Annotated in this window: 3 protein-coding genes; all 3 read left to right on the forward strand. The window is 75.8% G+C overall.

Features of this window, described 5'->3' with window-relative positions; all coding sequences use genetic code 11:
• Nucleotides 1-426 (forward strand): ADP-ribosylglycohydrolase family protein (locus AOK03_RS39705; protein WP_167355706.1); only part of this gene is annotated, 426 nt, incomplete at its 5' end.
• On the forward strand, nucleotides 423-1,766 hold the full coding sequence (locus tag AOK03_RS39710; protein WP_055570186.1) for an ADP-ribosylglycohydrolase family protein: 1,344 nt from the start codon (nucleotides 423-425) through the stop codon (nucleotides 1,764-1,766). The genes AOK03_RS39705 and AOK03_RS39710, both read left to right, overlap by 4 nt.
• The coding region (locus AOK03_RS39715; protein ID WP_244177954.1) for a PfkB family carbohydrate kinase at nucleotides 1,763-2,262 on the forward strand (500 nt) is incomplete at its 3' end. The genes AOK03_RS39710 and AOK03_RS39715, both read left to right, overlap by 4 nt.

Consider the following 2,262-nt stretch of genomic DNA (forward strand, 5'->3'; position numbering starts at 1 on the left):
ACCGCCGAATCGGTGGTCGAGGAGTGCCTCGCCCTGGCCAAGGACGGCACCCGCGCCGCGATCGAGGCGGTCGCCGAAGTCGCCGCGCGCCACCGGGACTTCGAGACGGCCCTGGCCCCGGTCCGCGCCGCGGTCGCCCCCTTCGACACCGTCGGGCCGGACTACCGCGCCCCGTCCCTCGGCTCCGTCAACTACGGCCGCGACTGCGACTCCATCGCGACGATGAGCGGCGCGATCGTGGGCGCGCTGTATGGCGAGCAGGCGGTGCCCGAGGAGTGGGCGGGGCGGGTCGCCGAGGCCAGCCGTCTCGACCTGCGCGCACCGGCGGCGGTCCTGACGGAGGTGGCGCGGGAGGTCTTCGCCCGCGACGTCGGGCGCCGCCGCGCCCACGAGTCCGCGTTCGCGGCCCTGACGGCCGAGCGGTGATCCGCCTGACCTGGGTCCAGCCGGAGGACCTCGTCGGCCACGAACTCCACCAGGCCGAGCAGGAGGGCCGCGACGTGTCGGCGGTGCGCTCCCGCTGGGTGACGGCGGGCGGGCCGGCGGCCCCGGCGACCGCGGGCGCCTCCCCCGCTCCGGCGCCGGCCCGCCTGCGCGGCCTGGCGGAGCGGCTCCTGGACGAACTGAGGCCTCCCCCATGGCACGGCGGGCCGAGCGGCCCCGCGCCGGCCCCCGCGGCCGGGGCACCGGACACGGACGGGCTGCGCGACCGTCTCCACGCCGCCTGGCTCGGCAGGGCCGCGGGCTGCCTCCTGGGCAAACCCGTGGAGAAGCTCCCCCTGGAGGGCATCCGAAGTCTCGCCAGGGCCGCGGGAAACTGGCCCCTCACCACCTGGTTCACGGAGCGGGGCGTCCCACCGCGGCTCAGGGCGGCGTACCCCTGGAACCGCCGCTCCGCGCCGACCTCCCTGGCCGAGAACATCGACGGCATGCCCGAGGACGACGACCTCAACTACCCCCTCCTGAACCTCGTCCTGCTGCAGCGCCACGGCAAGGACTTCACCACCGCGGACGTGGCGCGGCTCTGGCTGGACGAGCTCCCCGCGGGCCGCACCTTCACCGCCGAGCGCGTCGCCTACCGCAACCTCCTGCAGGGCATCGAACCCCCGCACACCGCCATCCACCGCAACCCGTTCCGCGAGTGGATCGGCGCCCTGATCCGCGCCGACGTCCACGGCTGGACCAACCCGGGGGCTCCCTGGGCGGCCGCCGCGCAGGCCCGCCGCGACGCCGTCCTGAGCCACACGGAGAACGGTGTGTACGGCGCCATGTTCACCGCGGCCGCGATCGCCTCGGCGGCGGGCGGCGGCACCGACGTGCACGCCTGTCTGGACGCGGGCCTCTCCGTCGTACCGGCCGATTCGCGGCTGGCCCGTGCCGTGCGCCACGCCATTCAACTGGCCCACGACACACGGGACTTCGACGACGTCGTGGACGGCCTCCACGCGCGCCACGGCTCCCACCACTGGGTCCACGTCATTCCCAACGCCGCGCTGCTCACCGCCGCCCTCACCCACGCCGACGGCGACTTCACCGGCTCCATCACCCGCGCCGTCTCCGGCGGCTGGGACACCGACTCCAACGGCGCGACCGCGGGCTCCGTCGCCGGCCTGCTCGCGGGCCGCGCCGACGCGCTCCCCGACCGGTGGACGGCGCCCCTCAAGAACCGGCTCGCCACCTCCGTGGGCGACTTCAACGGCATCGGCTTCGACGCCCTGGCAGACCTCACCACCGCACTCGCCACCCGGGAGACACCCCCCTCATGAGCCCCACCCCCCACATCGCCGTCCTCGGCAGCGCCAACATGGATCTCGTCGCGTACGTCGCCAAGGCCCCGCAGCGCGGAGAGACCGTGACGGGCCGCGAGTTCCGCACCGTCCCCGGCGGCAAGGGCGCCAACCAGGCCGTCGCGGCGGCCCGCGCGGGCGCCACCGTCTCGATGATCGGCGCCGTCGGCAACGACGCCCACGGCACCCGGCTCCGCTCCGCCCTCGAACACTCCGGCATCGAGACGGACCTCCTGCGCACCGTCGAGACGCCCACCGGCACCGCGCACATCGTCGTCGACGACGAGGGCGGCAACGCGATCGTCGTGATCCCCGGCGCCAACGGCACCGTCACCGCCCTCGCCCCCGGCGACGAGGGCCTGATCGCCTCCGTCGACGCGCTGCTGCTCCAGCTGGAGGTGCCCGTCGAGGGGGTGCTCGCCGCCGCGCGGGCCGCCCGGCGCCACGGCGTCCGCACCATCCTCACGCCCGCCCC

Origin of the sequence: Streptomyces atriruber (assembly GCF_001418325.1) — a bacterium.
Lineage (GTDB): Bacteria > Actinomycetota > Actinomycetes > Streptomycetales > Streptomycetaceae > Streptomyces > Streptomyces atriruber.